This is a genomic window from Microbacterium testaceum (assembly GCF_003075375.1).
Lineage (GTDB): Bacteria > Actinomycetota > Actinomycetes > Actinomycetales > Microbacteriaceae > Microbacterium > Microbacterium testaceum_E.
The window spans coordinates 1-3,007 of the sequence record NZ_QDFT01000092.1; the positions used below are offsets into that span (position 1 = coordinate 1).

2 protein-coding genes are annotated in these 3,007 nt (G+C 72.9%); both read right to left on the reverse strand.

Going from position 1 to position 3,007, the window contains the following annotated elements; translation table 11 throughout:
* Window positions 1–115: 115 nt before the first annotated feature.
* Window positions 116–1,402, reverse strand: a complete 1,287-nt coding sequence (locus DC432_RS15960) for an alpha-amylase family glycosyl hydrolase (protein ID WP_116538671.1) — start codon at window positions 1,400–1,402, stop codon at window positions 116–118.
* Window positions 1,403–1,496: 94 nt separating this feature from the next.
* The gene (locus DC432_RS15965; protein ID WP_116538672.1) at window positions 1,497–2,720 is read right to left on the reverse strand and encodes an ROK family protein; all 1,224 of its coding nucleotides are present in this window, start codon (window positions 2,718–2,720) and stop codon (window positions 1,497–1,499) included.
* Window positions 2,721–3,007: the final 287 nt, after the last annotated feature.

Consider the following 3,007-nt stretch of genomic DNA (forward strand, 5'->3'; position numbering starts at 1 on the left):
GCCCCGGTCGATGTCGACGGGCTCGACGGCTCCGCGCGGGCGGCTGACGTCGCGGCTCAGGGGCCGGAGCGCGCGGAGCCGTCGAGCCCGTCGACATCGACCGGGGCTCACCGGCTCAGGCCTCGAACACCGCCCACCCGCGCGGCCCGAGCTCGACGCGCCCGTCGACCAGGTTCCCGTCGCCCGCGACGCGCTCGCGGGCGTCGGCGGCCGGAAGCGTCACCGGGTCGTCGCCGATGTTCAGGGCGACCACCACGGCGTCGTCGCCGATGGCGGTGCGCAGGGCGATCGCGGTGTTCGCGACCTCGATCACGTCGGTGTGGGCACGCCACAGCCACGCCTTGCGGCGGCGCAGGGCGATCAGCGCGCGGTGCGCCTCGAGGATCGCCTCGTCGACGTCGTCGACCTGGGCGGGGGATGCCGGGAACTCCGGCCGCACCGCGTCATCGCCGCCTTCGCGCTCCTCCTTCACAGCGGTCCACCCGAATTCGTCGCCCGCGTAGACCGAGGGCGTGCCGGCGACCGTGAACAGCACCGCCAAGGCGTGCGGTACCAGGTCGGGGCCGACCGCGGAGGCGATGCGGGTGACGTCGTGATTGCCGACGAACGTCTGCGGGGCGAAGGTCGCGAGCAGTTCATCGTGCCGCTCGATCGCGTGGCTCAGCTCGAACAGGTTCGCGTCCGAGATGCCGTGCCAGATGCCCTGCCACAGCTCGTACTGCGTCAGGGCGTCCATCGTCGAGCTCTGCACGATGTCCGCGGCATCGCCGTGGATCACCTCGCCGAGGAACCACGCGTCGCCGAAGCGCTCGCGCACGCGGGGGAGCACCTCGGCCCAGAACGCGGTCGGCACCGCGTAGGCGGCATCCAATCTCCACCCGTCGATGCCGCGCTCGAGCCAGTGGCACATGATGTCGACCACCAGATCCGCGACCGCGGGCGACGAATGGTCCAGGGCGACGAGGGCGTCGTGGCCCTCGAAGACGTCGGCCTCGAAACGCCCGTCGATCCAGCGGCCGCGGATCAGCGGCGAGGTCTTGTCGGTCGTCGAGCGGAAGGCGGGGTGAGCGCGGCCCACGTGGTTGAACACGCCGTCGAAGAGCACGCGGATGCCGCGCTGGCGCGCCGCGGCGAGCAGGCGGTCGATGTCGCCGTCGTCCCCGAGCCGGGGGTCGATGCGGAAATGGTCCACGGTGTCGTAGCCGTGGGTCTCGGAGGCGAAAACCGGCCCCAGGAGCAGGCCGTTCAGGCCGAGCCCGATGACGTGATCCAGCCACGCCTCGAGCCGATCGAGGCGGTGCACGACCTCGGCATCCGGGTCGACGCCGTCGCGGATGGGCGCGCCGACGAAGCCGAGCGGGTAGACGTGCCACCACATGACGTGTTCGGGCCACGCGGGCATGGATCCTCCTGCGCCCGGGGGTCGGCCCGGACACCTCGACGGTATCCGCAGCCGGGCCGGCTCGAGCGGGGCTTGCCGCGGAGGCGGACGCGGGTCAGGCCCGCGAGCGCTCGGCGGGCAGGCCGAAGGCCGGGAGGTCGAGCGCCCTCTCGCGCGCCGCGTCGACGGCGGCGGCGACCGCGCCGATCGAGACGATGTCGGCGCCGAGCGTCGACGCCGCGATGGCGGGTGCCGGAAGGTCGAGTGCGCGGGGGAGGGCGTCCCGGGCTGCCGCGATGATGGGGGCGGCTCCGGCGGCGATGGCCCCCGAGACGATCACGCGGTCCACGTCGAAGAGGCTGCCGAACATGCCTACGACGCCGGCCAGGGCGGGCCCCACCTCGCGCGCGACGGCGAGGGCGCCCTCGTCGCCCGCCGCAGCCAGATCGAGCACGGTCTTGGCATCCACCTCTTCGGGAGCGAGACGGCGCAGCGGGCTGTCGGGGGGCAGCGTCCCGGCGGCGCGGGCGGCATGAGCGGCGGCGACGCACCGGGGCGCGAGCCCCTCGGCGCTTCCGACGCCGTCCACACGGTCGAACGCCACGGTCTCTCCCGCTCCGCCGTGCTTGCCGCGCAGCAGGCGCCCGTCGAGGTGGATGCCCGCGCCGAAGCGTTCACCGGCGAGCAGGGCGACGAAATCGTCGCAGCCGACGGCCGCGCCCCGCGCGCGTTCGGCGATCGCGGCCAATGACGCGTCGTTCTCGACGCGGACGATGGGGGACCACGCCGCGAAGCTGTCGACGAAACCGGGGTTCATGCGCTCCCAGAACCGGTCGTAGTGCACGGGGGAGCGGCCGTCCCGATCCACGGGCGCGGGGACGCCCACGCACATCGCGACGATGTCGTCGCGGGTGCGCTGCGCGCGCGTGAGGGTGGCGGACACGGTCGTCTCCGCGGCCCGTCGCCGTCGGTCCGGCGAGTCGCGCTCGGGGTCGACGGTCAGGCGCGATGTCGCGAGCACGTCACCGCGCAGGTCGGCGACGGCGGCGGTGATGTGTCCGCGACCGGCATCGACGCCGACCACGACCCCGGCGTCGGCGCGGAAGCCGAAGCGTCGCGCCGGACGCCCCTTGGAGTACTCGCCGACGGCGCGCGCGTTCGGCATCTCGTTCAGCAGGCCGCGCTGGGTCAGCTCGTCGAGCACGTCGATCGCGGTGGAGCGGGTCAGTCCCACCCCGGCGATGACGTCGCTGGCGGTGAAGGCGTCGGTCGACCACGCCAGACGCAGGACCGCGTCGAGGCTGTGCCGGCGCAGAGACGGTGTCGTCGTGGCATCCATCGGCACGTTCCGACCTCCTCGGTCACGGGTGCGGGCGACTCTTGACCACTGTGCGGTCCGATGCAATACTGCCTGCACGACATTGATTTGGCGACTAGATTTAGTCGCCGATACAACATATTCGCAGTGCGGCGGAGGAGGAACCAGGTGTCGACGAAGACCAGGGCGGTAAGACGGTGGGTCGCCGCGGCCGCGGTGGGAGTGCTCGGGGCGGGTCTGCTCGCGGGGTGTTCCGCCGACGGGCGCGAGACGATCCGCTTCACCTTCAGCAAGCGCGAGGCGCTGAC

Coding starts and splice junctions, on each gene's coding strand:
- DC432_RS15960 (WP_116538671.1), bottom strand. CDS start 1,402: ATGCCCGCGTGGCCCGAACACGTCATGTGGTGGCACGTCTACCCGCTC.
- DC432_RS15965 (WP_116538672.1), bottom strand. CDS start 2,720: ATGGATGCCACGACGACACCGTCTCTGCGCCGGCACAGCCTCGACGCG.